At 74.3% G+C, this 15898-nt stretch carries 17 protein-coding genes and 1 riboswitch; of the genes, 10 read left to right on the plus strand and 7 right to left on the minus strand.

Features of this window, described 5'->3' with window-relative positions; translation table 11 throughout:
• Positions 1–251: 251 nt before the first annotated feature.
• The 4 genes from ACZ7IF_RS09045 to ACZ7IF_RS09060 all read right to left on the minus strand — a co-directional run bounded on the left by ACZ7IF_RS09045 (position 252) and on the right by ACZ7IF_RS09060 (position 4571).
• On the minus strand, positions 252–1772 hold the full coding sequence (locus ACZ7IF_RS09045) for a cobyric acid synthase (protein WP_470965353.1): 1521 nt from the start codon (positions 1770–1772) through the stop codon (positions 252–254).
• The gene (locus tag ACZ7IF_RS09050) at positions 1769–2743 is read right to left on the minus strand and encodes a cobalamin biosynthesis protein (RefSeq protein WP_470965356.1); all 975 of its coding nucleotides are present in this window, start codon (positions 2741–2743) and stop codon (positions 1769–1771) included. The genes ACZ7IF_RS09045 and ACZ7IF_RS09050 overlap by 4 nt, the downstream gene beginning before the upstream one ends.
• Positions 2744–2801: 58 nt before the next feature.
• A riboswitch (cobalamin riboswitch) is annotated at positions 2802–2887 on the minus strand.
• A 159-nt stretch (positions 2888–3046) separates the two neighbouring features.
• Entirely contained in the window at positions 3047–3268 is a 222-nt protein-coding gene (locus ACZ7IF_RS09055) for a hypothetical protein (protein ID WP_007263389.1), read from the minus strand.
• A 28-nt stretch (positions 3269–3296) separates the two neighbouring features.
• On the minus strand, positions 3297–4571 hold the full coding sequence (locus ACZ7IF_RS09060; RefSeq protein ID WP_470965360.1) for an inorganic phosphate transporter: 1275 nt from the start codon (positions 4569–4571) through the stop codon (positions 3297–3299).
• A gap of 344 nt (positions 4572–4915) precedes the next feature.
• Between ACZ7IF_RS09060 and ACZ7IF_RS09065 the strand changes: the two genes are divergently transcribed.
• Entirely contained in the window at positions 4916–6046 is a 1131-nt protein-coding gene (locus ACZ7IF_RS09065; protein WP_470965363.1) for an alpha/beta hydrolase family protein, read from the plus strand.
• Positions 6047–6186: 140 nt separating this feature from the next.
• Entirely contained in the window at positions 6187–7593 is a 1407-nt protein-coding gene (locus tag ACZ7IF_RS09070) for a hypothetical protein (protein WP_470965366.1), read from the plus strand.
• 79 nt (positions 7594–7672) lie between these two features.
• Here ACZ7IF_RS09070 and ACZ7IF_RS09075 read toward each other — a convergent pair whose 3' ends face one another.
• Positions 7673–8068: a VOC family protein gene (locus ACZ7IF_RS09075; protein ID WP_470965369.1), complete on the minus strand. Its 396-nt coding sequence runs from the start codon at positions 8066–8068 to the stop codon at positions 7673–7675.
• Positions 8069–8137: 69 nt separating this feature from the next.
• Positions 8138–9028 carry a KPN_02809 family neutral zinc metallopeptidase gene (ypfJ, locus tag ACZ7IF_RS09080; protein ID WP_470965372.1) on the minus strand — a complete coding sequence of 297 codons (891 nt, stop codon included), beginning with the start codon at positions 9026–9028 and terminating at the stop codon, positions 8138–8140.
• A gap of 256 nt (positions 9029–9284) precedes the next feature.
• Here ypfJ and ACZ7IF_RS09085 point away from each other — a divergent pair, with 256 nt between their 5' ends.
• From ACZ7IF_RS09085 to amaP, 8 genes are all read left to right on the plus strand, one after another.
• Positions 9285–10883 carry an ABC-F family ATP-binding cassette domain-containing protein gene (locus tag ACZ7IF_RS09085; protein ID WP_470965374.1) on the plus strand — a complete coding sequence of 533 codons (1599 nt, stop codon included), beginning with the start codon at positions 9285–9287 and terminating at the stop codon, positions 10881–10883.
• A 376-nt stretch (positions 10884–11259) separates the two neighbouring features.
• Positions 11260–11481 carry a helix-turn-helix domain-containing protein gene (locus tag ACZ7IF_RS09090; RefSeq protein ID WP_007263382.1) on the plus strand — a complete coding sequence of 74 codons (222 nt, stop codon included), beginning with the start codon at positions 11260–11262 and terminating at the stop codon, positions 11479–11481.
• Positions 11482–11686: 205 nt separating this feature from the next.
• Positions 11687–12466 carry an enoyl-CoA hydratase/isomerase family protein gene (locus ACZ7IF_RS09095; protein WP_470965376.1) on the plus strand — a complete coding sequence of 260 codons (780 nt, stop codon included), beginning with the start codon at positions 11687–11689 and terminating at the stop codon, positions 12464–12466.
• Positions 12467–12645: 179 nt separating this feature from the next.
• Positions 12646–13077, plus strand: a complete 432-nt coding sequence (locus ACZ7IF_RS09100; protein ID WP_470965379.1) for an Asp23/Gls24 family envelope stress response protein — start codon at positions 12646–12648, stop codon at positions 13075–13077.
• 31 nt (positions 13078–13108) lie between these two features.
• On the plus strand, positions 13109–13300 hold the full coding sequence (locus ACZ7IF_RS09105; RefSeq protein WP_470965381.1) for a hypothetical protein: 192 nt from the start codon (positions 13109–13111) through the stop codon (positions 13298–13300).
• Positions 13301–13308: 8 nt separating this feature from the next.
• Positions 13309–13674 carry an Asp23/Gls24 family envelope stress response protein gene (locus ACZ7IF_RS09110; protein WP_470965384.1) on the plus strand — a complete coding sequence of 122 codons (366 nt, stop codon included), beginning with the start codon at positions 13309–13311 and terminating at the stop codon, positions 13672–13674.
• Positions 13572–14207 carry a DUF6286 domain-containing protein gene (locus ACZ7IF_RS09115; RefSeq protein WP_470965387.1) on the plus strand — a complete coding sequence of 212 codons (636 nt, stop codon included), beginning with the start codon at positions 13572–13574 and terminating at the stop codon, positions 14205–14207. Before ACZ7IF_RS09110 ends, ACZ7IF_RS09115 begins: the two co-directional genes overlap by 103 nt.
• Complete coding sequence (gene amaP, locus ACZ7IF_RS09120) at positions 14204–14755, plus strand: alkaline shock response membrane anchor protein AmaP (RefSeq protein WP_470965390.1); 552 nt, start codon at positions 14204–14206, stop codon at positions 14753–14755. Before ACZ7IF_RS09115 ends, amaP begins: the two co-directional genes overlap by 4 nt.
• A 387-nt stretch (positions 14756–15142) precedes the next feature.
• Here the strand turns inward: amaP and ACZ7IF_RS09125 are convergent, their stop codons facing one another.
• On the minus strand, positions 15143–15898 hold the full coding sequence (locus tag ACZ7IF_RS09125) for an SDR family oxidoreductase (protein WP_470965393.1): 756 nt from the start codon (positions 15896–15898) through the stop codon (positions 15143–15145).

Here is a 15898-nt window from a genome sequence, read left to right on the forward strand (position 1 = left end):
GGGCGTGCTCATGCGGTGCTCACTCCTGATGGTCCCCGCCTGTGCGGGGATAGCGGTCTTCACGGGGGCGCGGGTGCCGCTGGGCGGGGGGCTCCCCGCCCCGCCCTTCGCCCGTTCCCCGGGGCGCTGCCCCGGGCCCCGCTTCCCGGGGGCTCCGCCCCCAGACCCCAGCGCCTCAAACGGGTCAGGGGCGGAGCCCCTGGGAACGGGGGAAGGGCGGGCAGGGGAACGGCCCCGCAGGGCCGCCGCCCTCACGGGGCGCCCGGGGGGAGGAACGGGAGGCCCGCGGGGGCGCCGGACTCGATCAGGCGCAGCAGCGCATCGGTGTCCGCGTGCTCCGCGATCAGGTCCCCGAGCAGGTCCAGCTGCTCCTCCCGCAGCGAGGCGAACGACGTGTCCGGCGCCGGCACGAAGCGGCGGCCGGCGGCAGCGGCCACCTCCCGGAGGAACGCCCGGCGGAAGCCGTCCGACTCCAGCGAGCCGTGCCAGTGGGTGCCCCACACCGGTCCGACCCGGCAGCCGTCCAGGAACGGCTCGCCGCCCAGCACCTCGGCCACCCCGTGGTGGATCTCGTAGCCGGAGACCTCTTCGCCCAGCGCGGTGCCCACCGGCCGGGCCAGGGTCTTCTCGGCGGCGAAGCGCACGCGCACCGGCAGCAGCCCCAGTCCCGCCACCGAGCCGGCCTTCGACTCGACCTCGTCCTCGATGTGCTCGCCCAGCGCCTGGAAGCCGCCGCAGATGCCCAGCACCGGCCGCCCCTCCGCGGCCCGCCGCGCCAGCGCGTCGGCGAGTCCCCGCTCCCGCAGCCACTCCAGCGCCTTCACCGTGCCGCGCGTGCCCGGTACGACGACCAGGTCGGCGTCGGCCAGTTCCTCGGCCCGGTCCACGAACCGCACGACCACGCCCGGCTCGGCCGCCAGCGCGTCGACGTCGGTGAAGTTCGACATCAGCGGCACCGCGCACACCGCGACCCGCAGCACGTCCTCGCCGACCGGCGGGGCGACCACGGACTCGCGTACCGCGCCCCGCAGGGAGACCCGCAGGCCGTCCTCCTCGTCGATGCCCAGCCCGTGCCGGAACGGCAGCACCCCGTACGTGGCCCGCCCCGTCAGGCCGCGCAGCATCTCCATGCCGGGCTCCAGCAGGGACACGTCGCCGCGGAACTTGTTGACCATGTACCCGGCGATCAGCGACTGGTCCTCGGGGGACAGCAGGGCCGTCGTCCCGAAGAAGGAGGCGAAGACCCCGCCCCGGTCGATGTCGCCGACCACGACCACCGGGAACCGCGCGGCCCGCGCGATCCCCATGTTCACGATGTCGGTCCGGCGCAGGTTGATCTCGGCCGGACTGCCCGCCCCCTCGCAGATCACGGCGTCATACGTGCCCCGCAGCTGCTCCAGGCAGTCCGTGACGATGCCGAGGAGCTGCTCCTGGCGGCCACCGTGGTAGCCGCGGGCGCTCATCTCGCCGACCGGCTTGCCCAGCAGCACCACCTGGCTGCTGCGGTCGCTGCCCGGCTTGAGCAGGACCGGGTTCATCAGCGCGGTCGGCTCCACCCGGGCGGCCTGGGCCTGCATGGCCTGGGCGCGGCCGATCTCGGCGCCCTCCCGCGTCACGAACGAGTTCAGCGACATGTTCTGGGCCTTGAACGGGGCCACCTTCACGCCCTGCCGGGCCAGCCAGCGGCAGATGCCCGCCGTGACCACGCTCTTGCCGGCGTCGGACGTCGTGCCCGCGACCAGCAGTCCGCCGCCGCGCCCCGTGCCGCTCATGCCCGTCCCCTTTTCGTCTTCGCCGTCTTCGCCGTCTTCGCCACGGCGCAGCGGACCGCCACGCAGGCCCCCAGGGCCAGCCAGGTCACCCGCCGCGACAGCCGTACCGCCCGCTCGATGTCCGCGACCTCCACGGGCCGCCCGGTGTCGCCGTTGAGCACCGCCCGGTGCTCGGTCCGGCCGCCGTAGGACAGGGTCCCGCCCAGCCGGACGCCGAGCGCCCCGGCGAAGGAGGCCTCCACCGGGCCGGCGTTGGGGCTGGGGTGGGCGGCGGCGTCGGCGCGCCAGGCCCGTACGGCCCCCCGCCGGTCGGGACCGGCGGCCACGGCGGCGAGGGCCGTGAGCCGGGCCCCGGGCCAGCCGGCCAGGTCGTCGAGGCGGGCGGAGGCCCAGCCGTAGCGGAGGTAGCGGGGCGACTTGTGGCCCACCATCGCGTCCAGGGTGTTCACGGCGCGGAAGGCCAGCAGCCCGGGGACCCCGGCGACGGCGCCCCACACCAGGGCCCCGACCACCGCGTCGGAGGTGTTCTCGGCGACGGACTCCACGACGGCCCGGGCCATCTGCTGCTCGTCCAGCGCCTGGGGGTCGCGCCCGCACAGGTGCGGGAGCCGCTCCCGCGCCACCTCGGCGTCCCCGGCGGCGAGCGCCCCGCCGATGGCGCGGGCCTCCCTGCCGAGGGAGGTGCCGCCGACCACGGCCCAGGTGGCCGCGGCGGTGAGGGCGATGCGGGCGGCCGCGGGCCGGGAGCGCACGGCGCGCGCGCCCAGCGCCCCGACGGCGGCGGCGCCGCCCGCGCAGACGAGGGTGTGCAGGAGGCCCCGGGCGCGGTCGTCGCGCCACAGGGCGCCCTCGACTGCGGCGGCGGCTCGTCCGAAGGCGGCCACGGGGTGCCCCCAGCGAGGATCCCCGAGGATCCGGTCGCCGATCAGCCCCGCCGTGGCGCCGTACGCGAAGACGCGGTCGGCACGCATGGTGGCAGGTATGTCCTCACTCAGGGTCCGCGCCCTGGTTCGACGTGTCCGGCGGCGAGAGTTCCTGGCTCCCGGGGCGCACGCGCCGCGTGCGCTCCCCGGTGACAGTGGCGGGACCGCGCCGGATTCGCACCGGACTTCCTCTCCATGCCGCCGTATTGGCTCGGGCAGTCCACCACGCCCCGCGAACGCCCGTCAACTTGCCGTTGACCTGGTGGGACGGAGGGCGGGGAAGGGGCGCGGGTACGCGAAAGCTCCCTCCGGGGAATCCCGGAGGGAGCCGTGGTACGCGGTGCGGCGGCGTCAGCTGACGATCAGGTAGATCCCGTAGGCCACGGCCGCGGCGCAGAGCGCGAAGCAGGCGTAGGCGCCGCTGCGGGCCAGGGTCGCGGCCCCGCCCTGCTCGGTGGCGGCCTCGTGCTTGGAGAGGCCCACCAGGCCCAGGGTGAAGAGGGCCACGAGGGCGACGGTGGCGGAGAGGCTGACCCCGAAGACGGAGCCGAGTGCTGCCCAGTCGATCTTCATACTGCCGTTTCCTCTGTCGTTCTCGGGGTCAGACCGCCGCGGCCGGGGCCGTGGGGGTCGTCGGGGCGGCCGTCGCGGCCGGGATGGTGGCCTTGAGGTCCTCGTCGGTGACCGCGGCGGTGGTGCCCGCGAGCGGCGGGACCACGACGGCGGCCATGGCCGTGGTGACCACGCCGGGCTCCTCGGCCTCGGTGGAGGCGGTGCCGGTCTGGTTGACGTTGGTGTGGTCGACGACCTGGCGGCGGGAGATCACCCAGATGGCGACGCAGGAGGCGACGAGGAAGACCGCGACGGCGGTGACGCCGATGTCACCGGTGCGCATGACCAGCTCGGCGCCGGAGGCGACCAGGGCGGCGGCCGGCAGGGTCAGGCCCCACGCGACGAACATGCGGGTGGCGGTGGACCAGCGGACCACGCCGCCCTTGCGGCCCAGGCCCGCGCCCATGACGGCGCCGGAGCACGCGTGCGTGGTGGAGAGGGAGAAGCCGAGGTTCGAGGAGGCCAGGATGACGCTGGCGGCCGAGGTCTGGGCGGCGAAGCCCTGCTGCGGCTGCAGGTCGGTCAGGCCGGAGCCCATGGTGCGGATGATGCGCCAGCCGCCCAGGTAGGTGCCCATGGCGATGGCCAGACCAGCGGAGACGATGACCCAGACCGGCGGGTTGGAGCCGGGCGCGAGCGCGCCGCCGGCGACCAGGGCCAGGGTGATGATGCCCATCGTCTTCTGCGCGTCGTTGGTGCCGTGCGCGAGGGAGACCAGACCGGCGGAGGCGATCTGACCCGCCTTGTAGCCCTTGGCGGAGGTCTTCTCGCCGACCTTGCCGTTCAGCTTGTACGTGACCTTCGCGGCCAGCATCGCGGCCACACCGGCCACGACCGGGGCGGCGACGGCGGGGAGCAGCACCTTGGTGACGAGCGTGTCGCCGTTGACGGCGCCGAGGCCCGCGGAGGCGACGGCCGCACCGACCAGGCCACCCATCAGGGCGTGCGAGGAGCTGGAGGGGAGGCCGACCAGCCAGGTGACGAGGTTCCAGAGGATCGCGCCGACCAGGGCGGCGAAGATCACCTCCGGCTGAATGCCCTCCTCGTTGACCAGGCCCTTGGAGATCGTCTTGGCGACCTCCACGGACATGAACGCGCCGACGAGGTTGAGCACGGCGGACATGGCCACCGCCGTCTTGGGCTTGAGGGCGCCGGTCGAGATGGTGGTGGCCATCGCGTTGGCTGTGTCGTGGAAACCGTTCGTGAAGTCGAACACGAGAGCGGTGATGATCACGATCCCGAGGAGAAGCGTTATGTGCTCCATTTACCCAGGCTTCTGTTTGGCGTCAGTGGCTCGGCGACCGTAGGCAACCTGGGTGAACGGAAGATGAACTGACTCGGGCGGCGCGGTGTCCCCCCGCGCCATACGATCGGGTCATTCGTCCTGATTCTGCCGTAGCCATCCCCATTCATGCACGTCAAAGCCGGGTGAACGGAGCCTTCCGGTGGGCGCCACCGGCTTGCGGACGCCCCCTCTCCGACCTCGGAAAGAGAGGTAGATCACTCCGCTTGGAATCGCCTCGTCGGCCGCTCGGCCCCCGCCCGCGCCCTCCGGGGGAACGATCTCCTCCGGTGGCCCCTCCGCCCCCGCGAGCCGAGACTGGAACGGTGCGTACCGCCACAGCGACGGCAGCGGCCGTCACCACGACCCTGATCGGCGCCGGAGCGGCCGCGGTCGCGGCCGGCCGGTACGCCGCCGACGCGGCCCTGCGGCCCGAACCGGGCCGCCCGCTGCCCGGCGGCCCCCGCCTCAGCGTGCACTCCGCCGAAGCCGGCCGGGTGGTCCTCACCCGCTCCCTGGCCTCCCTGCGCCCCGGGGTCCACGGCCTGGAGGCACCCGGGGTGCACGCCGTGGTCGGCTCCGTCCTCACCGACGTCCCGCACGACCCGGACACCGTCGTACGCCGCCTCCTGGCCGTCAGCCACGGCAGCCTGACCCCCGGCACCCGGGTCGCCCTCACCCCCCAGGTGCACCGGGGCAACCCGCGCTCCGCCCTCGGGCTGGACCACGCCGACGTGGACGTCCCCGGCGAGCTCGGCCCGCTCCCGGCCTGGTTCCTGCCCGGCGTCCGGGGCACCTGGGTGATCACCGTCCACGGGCTCGGCACCGGCCGGGAGCACCCGATGGTGGTCATGCCCTTCCTGCACCGCCACCGACTCCCGGTGCTCGACCTCGGCTACCGCGGTGACATCGGCGCCCCCGCCTCCCCGGACGGCCTCGGCCACCTCGGCGAGTCGGAGTGGCGGGACCTGGACGCCGCCATCCGCTACGCCGTGCGCTACGGGGCCCGCCGAGTGGTCCTGTACGGCTGGTCCACCGGAGCCGCCATGGCCCTGCGCGTCCTGGAGCGCTCGGCCATGGCCGGCCGGGTCTCCGGGGTGGTGCTGGACTCGCCGGTGCTGGACTGGCACACCACCCTGCGCGCCCTGGCCGCCGCCCGCGGCACCCCGGCCCCGCTGCTCCCGCTCGCCGTCCGGGCCGCCGAGGGCCGCGCCGGGCTGCGCGCCGACCACCTCGCGCCGGGGGCCGACCCCGGGGCGCTGCGCGTACCCGTCCTGCTCTTCCACGGGCCCGCCGACACGATCGCCCCCTGGGAGCCCGCCCGCCGGCTCGCCGCCGCCCGGCCCGACCTGGTCACCCTGCACACCGTGATGGACGCCGGGCACGGGGCGATGTGGAACGCCGATCCGCTGCGCTACGAGGAGGCGCTGCGGCGCTTCCTGACCCCTCTCATGTGACGAGCGATGTGGCGCCCGGGTGAAGGGCCTGTGGCGGACGGGGCGCGGTGGGGGATTCCTCCCGGTTCATCCACCCCGTGACCTGTGGAAATGACCCGTTCCGTTTGGGCTTTCGGCCAGTGACGGGCGAGACTGCTTCCGTGACGTCCCGAAAGCCTGATGAGCAGTTGGCTCGCGACTCCAGACTCCGACTCGTCTCCCAGCGCTCCGTCGCCACGGCGCGCAAGGCGGTGACCGACCGGCGAACCCGGCCGGCCACCCGGCCCCCGGCGGGCACCCCCGCCACGGCGGACCTGGCGAACCGCGCCCGCGCCTCGCTCGCCGACGCGGTACGGCTGGCCCGCTGGGCCGAGCTGAACCTCGGCGCGGGCGACGGCGGCAGCCCCGCGCCCTCGGGCGCACTGCCCGCCGTCGACATCGAACGGGCCGCCTCGGAACTGGGCCTGACGCACGGGCAGATCCGGGTCGGCTGGGACCGCGCCCGCCTCTCCGGCCTCGTCGAGGTGCACGGCGGACACGCCCGCCCCGGCTGGCGGCTGCGCGCCTGGGACCGCGACGACACCGCCGTACTGCGCGGCTGGGTCGCCCTCTTCGACGCCTGGTCGCTCGTCCACCCGGCCCCCGCGGACATCACCCCCTCGGCCGTCGCCGAGGTGGTCGAGGCCATGCCGCAGCTGCTGTCGCTGCTCCAGCTGTCCGCCGGCCCGGTGACCGTCCCCGACCTCCTGGACCTCCTCGGCCAGCGGGTCACCGAGCTGCGCGACGAGCGCTGCGAGGTCCCCTACGGCGCCGAGCCCGCCGGCGCCTGCGCCGAACCGCGGCCGCTCCCGCTCGCCCGGCTGCTGCGCTGGGCCCTGGGCGGACTCGCCGCCGTGGACGCCGTCACCCTCGGCCCCGCCCGGGCCACCCTCACCCCCCTCGGCAGCTGGGCCGTGTGGGTGAAGCTGGAGCAGATCTGCGTCGCCGCCCAGAGCCCGGCCGGCAACATCGAGCAGTCCGCCGCCGCCATGCTGCACGGCTGCGCCCGGCTCACCCCCGGGCCGGCCCGCGCCGAGTACCAGGCCTGGCTCGCCGCCCGGCCCGTCGGCCACGCCGTCAGCGAGCTGCTGCACGCCGCCCGCGGCGAGGACGCCCTGCTGCGCGGCCTGGCCTTCGAGGCCCTGAGGGTGGTCGGAGCCCCCGCCGAGCGCGAGGTGCGCGCGGCCCTGCGCGAGCCCGCGCTGCGGCCGTACGCCCTGCTCTGGCTCGCCGAGCACGACGGGGTGGACCCCGACGACGCACAGGACGTGCTCACCCCCGAGGAGTCGACCTGGCTGTGGGTGGACACCGCCGCCGCCATCGCCGACCACGGCGAGGCCGACCTGCTCGCCCGGCACCTCGACTCCGCCGTCCGCACCACCGTCCCCCGGCTGCTGGACGAGGTCCGCGCGGTCGGCCACCCCCGCACGGTGCAGGTGCTGGTCGCCCTGGCCGCCGCCCACCCCGACCCCGCCCTCGCCAAGGCGGTCCGCCGGGCCGCCTTCCAGGTCCACACCGGCGGCGGCTGACGCCGCCCGCGCCGGAGCCGCCGGCCGGCCCCCGCACGCGGGCGCGCGAGGAGGCGTACGCGCGCACCCGCCGCGGGGGTCACAGCTGCGGCGCGTACGTCCCGAAGCTCCAGACGTTGCCCTCGGCGTCCCGCGCCATGTAGTCCCGGGACCCGTAGTCCTGGTCGGTGGGCTCCATGAGGATCTCCACGCCGTGCTCGGCCGCCCGCCGGTGATGGGCGTCCACGTCGTCGACCACGATGTAGACCCCGGCCGGGCCCGCCGCCTCCATGACCTTGTCGAAGGCGCCGCCGCGCCCCTTGCTGCCCAGCATCACCGCGCCGTTGCCGTAAGCCAGCTCCGCGTGCATCACCGAGCCGTCGTCGCCCTCGTAGACCGCGACCTGGGTGAACCCGAACGCCTCGGTGAGCTGCTGGATCGCCGCCTTCGCGTCGCGGTAGAGCAGCGTGGGGTAGATGGACGGAACGCCTGCCATGACGATCACTCCCTCTCGTGACGGTGGCCCAAGTGACCCACGTCACAGCATGGCAGGCGGCACCGGCAGTCAGCGGAAGGTGTTGCACTGGGCCATGTCGCCCGTGCGGTAGCCCTGGTAGAACCACTGCTGGCGCTGCTCGGCCGAGCCGTGGGTCCAGGACTCCGGGCTGACCCGGCCCTGGAGCTTCTCCTGGATCCGGTCGTCGCCGACCGCCGCCGCCGCGTCCAGCCCGTCCCGGATGTCCTGGTCGGTGAGGCTGGTGACCAGGGGCCGCCCCGTGGACTCGTCCGGGGTCCTCGTCGCGTTGTGCGCCCACACCCCCGCGTAGCAGTCGGCCTGGAGCTCGACCTTCACCGCGTTGCTGTTCGCGCCCTGCTGCCCGTCCTGGGCCCGCTGGAGCGTCCCGGTCAGGTTCTGGATGTGGTGCCCGTACTCGTGGGCCACGACGTACGCCTGGGCGAAGGGGCCGCCGCTCGCCCCGAACTTCGTCCGCAGCTCGTCGAAGAAGCCCAGGTCCAGGTAGACCTGCCGGTCGCCGGGGCAGTAGAAGGGCCCGACCGCCGCGGTGGCCGCCCCGCAGGCGGTGTTCACCCGGCCGGTGAAGAAGACCGTGGAAGCCGGGCGGTAGGCGCCGCCGCGCTTCTGGAACTCCTGCTTCCAGAAGTCCTGGGTGCTGTTGACCACCGCGACCAGCCGGCAGTCCTCGCGCGTGTTCGCGTCCTGCCCGGTCTTGCACGCCTGCTGCACCTGCGCGGCCGAGGAGGAGGTCGCGACCGGCTCCGGACTGCCGTCCGACAGGCCCAGCTGCTCCGGGCCCACCCCGAAGAGCAGCCCCAGCACCAGAGCGATCAGGCCGACGAGCCCACCGCCGATGGTGGCCCTCCCGCCCGGGACACGGCTGCCGCGCACGTCCTTGACCTCGGACGTGTCCAGATTGGCGTTGTCGTCGAACTGCATCCCGCACCGCCCGTATCGGTGAGACCGGAGGGGCCGCCTGCCGCCCCTGCGGCGAGTGTCAACCCCTTCATCCTGATACGTGCCCGGGCGACCCCGCGTGGCCCGTGCGCCGAACGGGCGACGGGAGGCCCCGAAAAGTGGTTGCGCACCCCCGGTAGAATGAATCCCATGGCAAATCTCCTCGCGGATTAGCGGCGTCGAAGCAACGCGCGTCCTGCCCCCACTTCCGCCGTCCCCACCGCCCTGGAGTATTTCCGTGATCACCGCCACCGGCATCGAGCTGCGCGCCGGCGCCCGCATCCTCATCGAGAACGCGTCCTTCCGTGTCGCCAAGGGCGACCGCATCGGGCTCGTCGGCCGTAACGGAGCGGGCAAGACCACCCTCACCAAGTGCCTCGCCGGCGAGGGTCAGCCCGCCGGCGGCACCATCACCCGATCCGGTGAGGTCGGCTACCTCCCGCAGGACCCGCGCACCGGCGACCTCGACGTGCTCGCCCGTGACCGGATCCTCTCCGCGCGCGGGCTCGACGTACTGATCAAGAAGATGCGTGCCAACGAGGAGCGCATCGCCACCGGCTCCGGCGCCACCCGGGACAAGGCCCTGAAGCAGTACGAGCGCCAGGAGACCGAGTTCCTGACCAAGGGCGGCTACGCCGCCGAGTCCGAGGCCGCGACCATCTCGGCCGCCCTCAGCCTCCCGGACCGGGTCCTCGGCCAGCCCCTGCACACCCTCTCCGGCGGCCAGCGCCGCCGCGTCGAGCTCGCCCGGATCCTCTTCTCGGACGCCGACACCCTGCTCCTCGACGAGCCCACCAACCACCTCGACGCCGACTCGATCGTCTGGCTGCGCGACTACCTGAAGAACTACCGCGGCGGCTTCATCGTGATCTCCCACGACGTCGACCTGGTCGAGACCGTGGTCAACAAGGTCTTCTACCTGGACGCCAACCGCTCCCAGATCGACGTCTACAACATGGGCTGGAAGCTCTACCAGCAGCAGCGCGAGGCCGACGAGAAGCGCCGCAAGCGCGAGCGCCAGAACGCCGAGAAGAAGGCCGCGGCCCTCAACTCGCAGGCCGACAAGATGCGCGCCAAGGCCACCAAGACGGTCGCCGCCCAGAACATGGCCAAGCGCGCCGAGCGGCTGCTCTCCGGCCTGGAGGCCGTCCGCGCCTCCGACAAGGTCGCCAAGCTGCGCTTCCCGGACCCGGCGCCCTGCGGCAAGACCCCGCTCACCGCCGAGGGCCTGTCGAAGTCCTACGGCTCGCTGGAGATCTTCACCGACGTCGACCTGGCCATCGACAAGGGCTCCCGCGTGGTCATCCTCGGCCTCAACGGCGCCGGCAAGACCACCCTGCTGCGCCTGCTGTCGGGTACCGAGAAGCCCGACACCGGCACGGTCGTGCCCGGCCACGGCCTCAAGCTGGGCTACTACGCCCAGGAGCACGAGACGCTCGACCCGGACCGCACGGTCCTGGAGAACATGCGCTCCTCCGCACCCGACCTGGACCTCGTCGACGTGCGCAAGACGCTCGGCTCCTTCCTGTTCTCCGGCGACGACGTGGACAAGCCCGCGGGCGTGCTCTCCGGCGGCGAGAAGACCCGTCTGGCCCTGGCCACCCTGGTCGTCTCCTCGGCCAACGTGCTGCTGCTCGACGAGCCCACCAACAACCTCGACCCGGCCAGCCGCGAGGAGATCCTGGGCGCGCTGCGCACCTACAAGGGCGCGGTCATCCTCGTCACGCACGACGAGGGCGCCGTGGAGGCCCTGGAGCCGGAGCGGATCATCCTGCTCCCCGACGGGGTCGAGGACCTGTGGGGCCCGGACTACCGGGACCTGGTCGCCCTCGCCTGACCTCCGCCGGGCGTCCCCGCCCGACGGCCCCCGCGGGGTTGATCCAGTTCCTTATGGATCATTCGGCTCAGACGTGATCCATCATCTGAGTGAGACGGTCTCGTACCCCCGCGCCCTGTACAACGGCCCCGGCCGCGTCCCTCCGGACGCGCGTCCGGGGCCGGCTGTTTTCCGGTTCCGGCCTCTGACCTGGTGATTCCCTCCGGCGGCGGAGAAATGTGACGGAGGTCATGCGGCGGAAGAGAAGATTCCGTTCTGCTCGGGCGTCCACGGGCCGGGAAATGCCGTCGCACCGACCTTGCTGAATGGGTGGCCAGGAAGCCGGGGAGGGGTGATCATGAGAAGTCCAGAGCGCACTTCCCACGAGGAGGCACGGGTGGCCGAGACTCTGAAGAAGGGCAGCCGGGTGACCGGCGCCGCGCGCGACAAGCTCGCGGCAGACCTGAAGAAGAAGTACGACTCCGGTGCGAGTATCCGGGCGCTGGCCGAAGAGACCGGCCGGTCCTACGGATTCGTCCACCGGATGCTCAGCGAGTCCGGAGTCACGCTGCGTGGTCGCGGTGGCGCGACACGCGGCAAGAAGGCGGCTGCGGCCTGACCCTGGCCGTCAGGCCGGGGCCGGTACCGAAGACCGCCCGACAGCTCCGTTCTCTTTCACGCTGTCTGATCCATGCTGTCGGTTTCGTCCCGTTCCATGCACGGTACCTTCGGTGACCCCCGGTCGGCCCCGCGGTCGACCGGGTGGTTACTGTGCAGTCACTTAGGCCGAGCATGCGGCCGCGACTGCACACCGGAGGCACCAGATGGCTCTGCTCGACAAGGATGGCGTACGGCTCACCATCGACGACACGGTCGCCACGGTGACACTGACCAATCCGGCCAAGCGAAACGCCCAATCCCCCGCGCTCTGGCGGGCGTTGGCGGAGGCCGGACGGTCGCTGCCCGGCACCGTCCGGGTCGTCGTGCTGCGCGGCGAGGGCAAGTCCTTCTCCGCCGGGCTCGACCGGCAGGCGTTCACCCCGGAGGGTTTCGAGGGCGAGCCGTCCTTCCTCGATCTGGCGCGCGGTTCCGACGAGCTGCTCGACTCCACCATCGCCGAGTACCAGGAGGCCTTCACCTGGTGGCGGCGCAATGACATCGTCTCCATCGCCGCCGTACAGGGGCACGCGATCGGCGCCGGCTTCCAGCTCGCGCTCGCCTGCGACCTGCGCGTCGTCGCGGACGACGTGCAGTTCGCCATGCGCGAGACCAGCCTGGGCCTGGTCCCCGACCTGGCCGGCACCCAGCCGCTGACCGCCCTGGTCGGCTACGCCCGCGCGCTCGAAATCTGCGCGACGGGCCGCTTCGTGCACGCCGAGGAGGCCGAGCGGGTCGGCCTGGCCAACCTGGTCGTCCCGGCCGCCGAACTGGAGGCCGCCGTCCAGGACCTCACCACCGCCCTGCTGGCCCCGCCCCGCGATGCCGTCATCGAGACCAAGGCGCTGCTGCGCGCGGCCCCGTCCCGTACGTACGACGACCAGCGCACCGCCGAGCGCGCCGCCCAGGCCCGCCGGCTGCGTGACCTCGCGGGCCTGTCCGACTGAGGCCCGGACGCACGCACGCCCGGAAGGCCGGAACGGGAACACCGTTGCGGCCTTCCGGGCTTTCCGGCTTTCCGGCTTCCGGCCTTCCGGCTTCCGGCCTTCCGGCGTAGTCTCCGGCGCGCCGGAGCCCGTACGCGCTTACCGTGGTCGGGAGACTTCCCCTTTCCTAAGGACGTCCGATGACCGAATCCGCACCGGGGGGCTCCGCCGGGGCCCCCGCAGACCGAGGCCGCACCACCATCGCCGACGGGGTGGTGGAGAAGATCGCCGGGCTGGCCGCCCGGGAGGTGCTCGGCGTCCACGCCATGGGCAGCGGCACCGGCCTCTCCCGCGCCTTCGGCGCCGTCCGCGACCGGGCCCCCGGCGGGGCGAAGTCCGCGGCCGCCAGAGGGGTCAAGGCGGAGGTCGGGGAGGTACAGACCGCCCTCGACCTGGAGATCGTCGTCGACTACGGGGTGGAGATTCGCGAGGTCGCCCGGGCGGTCCGGGAGAACGTCATCGCGGCGGTCGAGCGGATGACCGGGCTGGAGGTCGTCGAGGTCAACATCGCGGTCAGCGACGTCAGACTGCCCGACGAGCCCGACGAGGAACCGGATTCCCGGCTCCAGTAGCGGGCGCGCGGCAGCGGAGAGGAGCCAGGCCATGAGCATGGCGGTCGCCGGCCTGTTCGCCGGTATCGCCCTGGCGTTCGCCGGGTACTTCGGCGGCTTCGGGGCCTTCCTTCTGGTGGCGGCGCTCGGCGCCATCGGCTTCCTGGTCGGCAGGATCCTCGACGGGGACCTGGATCCGGGCGAGCTGTTCCGGCCCCGCGGCCGCGACGACCGGCGCGGGTGAGGCCGCCGATGAGCGTTCCGCGCCCCCTGCCGCCGAAGGTCGAGCCCGCCGGGCGGGGAGCCCTGCGGATCGCCGACCGGGTCGTCGCCAAGATCGCGGCACAGGCCGCCCGGGAAGCGCTCGACGTCCTTCCCGGAGCCGTCCCGCACGCCACGGTCACCGTCCACCACGACATCGCGCGGGTCCGGGTGAGCCTGGAGCTCGGCTACCCCTCCGACCTCGCCGCCCAGTGCGCGGCCGTACGCGGGCAGGTCGTCCGGCGCATCGAGCAGTGCGCGGCGATGGCGGTGCCCGAGGTGGACATCGACATCGAGCTCCTGCACTCCACCCACACCCGGCCGGGCGCCGCCGGGCGGGACCGGCGGCTGCGGTGAGCGCGCCGCCGCCGCGCCGCTTCCGCTCGCCCCGGCGGGTCCCGGCGGGGATCGCCGCGCTGGCGGTGCTCACGGTGGCGGGGCTCTTCCTCTACGACCTGGCCGCGGTACGGGCACACCGGCCCGGGATGCGCTGGCGGCGCGAACTCGGCGGCCTGCTGGAGCGGCACACCCCGGCCGACGCGGAAGTGCTGGCGGCCGGGGCGCTGCTGGCCCTGGCCGGAGCGGTGCTGTTGCTGCTGGCGCTGGCCCCCGGGCTGCGCGGGGTGCTGCCGATGCGGACGGAGCCGGGGGTGCGGGCGGGCATCGGCCGCCGGGCCGCCGCGCTGGTCCTGCGGGACCGGGCCATGGAGGTCGCCGGGGTCCGCTCGGTCCGGGTCAGGGTGGGCCGTACCCGGGTCGGGGTCCGGGCCACCTCGCACTTCCGCGAACTGGACGACGTACGGGCCGACCTGGACGAGGTGCTCGCCGTCGGCATCGGGGAACTGGGCCTCGCGCACCCGCCGCGGACCCGGATCAGGGTCAGGCGGTGAGCGGCGTGCTGGGGGCCGTCAACCGGGCGCTGCTGGCGCTCGGCGGCCTGGTCCTGCTGGCCGCCGGCCTCGCGCTCCTCACCGGGTCCTGGCCGCTCGACGGGCGGCACGCCCCGCTGCTGCGGTGGCGCCGGAGCCTGGACGGCGCGTGGTGGTGGGCGGTGTCCGCCGCCCTGGCGGTGTGCGTGCTGCTGGCGCTGTGGTGGCTGGCGGCGCAGCTGCGGCGCTCGCGGCTCGCGGCGCTGGCGGTGGACACCGGCGACGGGGGCTTCGCGCTGCTGCGGGGCCGCGCGCTGGAGTCGGCGGTGGCGGCCGAGGCGGCGGCGCTGGACGGCGTCGCAGGCTGCCGGGTCGCGCTGCGGGGGCGGCGCGGTGCCCCGACCCTGCGGGTGGCGCTGGAACTGGAACCCCACGCCGTCCCGGCGGACGCCCTCGCCGCCCTGGCGGGCCTGGTCCTCACCCACGCCCGCACCGCGACGGGCCTCCCCGCCCTCCCGGCCGAAGCCCGCCTGAAGGTCACCCCGCACGCGGCGCAACGGGTCACCTGAGCCCGGCGGGTCCCGCTGCGCGGGCTGCTCCCCGCCCCACCCTTCGCCCGTTCCCCGGGGGCTCCGCCCCCAGACCCTCCCCCAGCTACCGCTGGGAGGTGCCCCCAGCGCCTCAAACCCCGGCGGGGCTGGGAAACCCGGCCCCGCCGGCGTTTGAGGCGACGGGCGCGGTAGCGCCGTGCAGTGAGCCGGGCCCGGCGATTGAGGGCGAGAACGGTTGAAGGGCGGGGAGGGGCAAGCCCCGCGCAGCGGCCGACCGCCCGCAGGCGACCCACCGGCCCGAGCCGAGGGCACCGGCCCCCCACCCCCGCCGGACGGAGTCCGGCGCAGCGGCGCGAAGCCGGTAAGGCGCCCCGGCGCCGCACCGCGCGAGCGGCGCGTCGAGAATCAGAAGCCGTGGCGGGCTCCGCCGTCCACGGGGAGCATCAGGCCCGTGAGGTAAGACGCCGCCGGGGAGAGGAGGAACGCCGCCGTGCGGCCGAACTCCTCCGGGGTGCCGTAGCGCCGCAGCGGGATGCGGGACTCGTTGCCCGCACGGGCCGCGTCCGAGTCGCCGGACAGCGCGTCCAGCTCCCGCACCCGGTCCGTGTCGATCCGCGCCGGCAGCAGTCCGATCACGCGGATCCCGCGCGGGCCCAGGTCCACCGACAGGGACTTGGCGAAGCCCGCCAGCCCCGGCCGCAGGCCGTTGGAGATGGTCAGGCCGGGGATCGGCTCGTGCACCGAGCCCGACAGCACGAAGCCGATGACCCCGCCCTCGCCCAGTTCGGCCGCGGCCGTCCGGGCGAGGCGGACCGCGCCCAGGAAGACGGTGTCGAACGCCGCCGCCCACTGCTCGTCGGTGTTGTCCGCCGCCATGCCCGGCGTGGGGCCGCCCACGCTGATGAGGATGCCGTCGAAGCGGCCGAAGCGCTCCCGCGCGGTGGCCACCAGCCGTGCGGCGGCGGCGGGGTCGGAGTTGTCGGCGGCCACGCCCACCGCGTTCGGGCCGAGTTCGGCGGCGGCTTCCGCCACCCGCTTCTCGTCCCGGCCGGTCAGTACGACCTTCGCCCCGTCGGCGGTGAGCTCGCGCGCGGAGGCGAAGCCGAGTCCCCGCGTGGCACCGGTGACGACGTAGACGCGGTCCTTCAGTCCAAGATCCAT

This window comes from Streptomyces sp. NPDC037421 (assembly GCF_055602105.1).

What these genes read in the sequence shown, in the direction of transcription:
- ACZ7IF_RS09045 (WP_470965353.1), bottom strand. Translation starts at nt 1,772, where the DNA reads ATGAGCGGCACGGGGCGCGGCGGCGGACTGCTGGTCGCGGGCACGACG.
- ACZ7IF_RS09050 (WP_470965356.1), bottom strand. Translation starts at nt 2,743, where the DNA reads ATGCGTGCCGACCGCGTCTTCGCGTACGGCGCCACGGCGGGGCTGATC.
- ACZ7IF_RS09055 (WP_007263389.1), bottom strand. Translation starts at nt 3,268, where the DNA reads ATGAAGATCGACTGGGCAGCACTCGGCTCCGTCTTCGGGGTCAGCCTC.
- ACZ7IF_RS09060 (WP_470965360.1), bottom strand. Translation starts at nt 4,571, where the DNA reads ATGGAGCACATAACGCTTCTCCTCGGGATCGTGATCATCACCGCTCTC.
- ACZ7IF_RS09075 (WP_470965369.1), bottom strand. Translation starts at nt 8,068, where the DNA reads ATGGCAGGCGTTCCGTCCATCTACCCCACGCTGCTCTACCGCGACGCG.
- ypfJ (WP_470965372.1), bottom strand. Translation starts at nt 9,028, where the DNA reads ATGCAGTTCGACGACAACGCCAATCTGGACACGTCCGAGGTCAAGGAC.
- ACZ7IF_RS09095 (WP_470965376.1), top strand. Translation starts at nt 11,687, where the DNA reads ATGGCTCTGCTCGACAAGGATGGCGTACGGCTCACCATCGACGACACG.
- ACZ7IF_RS09100 (WP_470965379.1), top strand. Translation starts at nt 12,646, where the DNA reads ATGACCGAATCCGCACCGGGGGGCTCCGCCGGGGCCCCCGCAGACCGA.
- ACZ7IF_RS09105 (WP_470965381.1), top strand. Translation starts at nt 13,109, where the DNA reads ATGAGCATGGCGGTCGCCGGCCTGTTCGCCGGTATCGCCCTGGCGTTC.
- ACZ7IF_RS09110 (WP_470965384.1), top strand. Translation starts at nt 13,309, where the DNA reads ATGAGCGTTCCGCGCCCCCTGCCGCCGAAGGTCGAGCCCGCCGGGCGG.
- ACZ7IF_RS09125 (WP_470965393.1), bottom strand. Translation starts at nt 15,898, where the DNA reads ATGGATCTTGGACTGAAGGACCGCGTCTACGTCGTCACCGGTGCCACG.